General features: G+C 35.3%; 1 protein-coding gene. It reads left to right on the top strand.

Translation table 11 applies throughout. The features are described from left to right. Positions 1-278 (top strand): CcdC protein domain-containing protein (locus KVT11_RS19775; RefSeq protein WP_217609138.1); only part of this gene is annotated, 278 nt, incomplete at both ends.

The raw sequence follows: 278 nt of genomic DNA, 5'->3' as shown, positions 1-278 counted from the left end.
CAACTTGCTGGTTGGCAAATTGGGATAGCTGCTGGGATTGGACTGTTATTGTCAATTCCACTTATTATTTTAAGTGGGTATGAAGTGAGAGAAGATGGTCAAATTTATGCGAAAAAAAGTATTGCTTTTATTGCTACATTTTTAGTTATCGTTCTTTTACGTGCTTATTTTAGAAGACATTTACAAGGTTTAGATCCAAAGTCAATCGGCATTCTTTTCTACACCCTTGCGGTTTGTTATATAGTACCTTGGCGTATTGGCTGCTATATAAAATTTCG

It is taken from the genome of Bacillus sp. GbtcB10 (genome assembly GCF_019091365.1).
GTDB classification, from domain to species: Bacteria; Bacillota; Bacilli; order Bacillales; family Bacillaceae; genus Bacillus; species Bacillus altitudinis.
The sequence above is the reverse complement of the archived record's forward strand: the minus strand, read 5'-3'. Positions and strand labels throughout refer to the sequence as shown.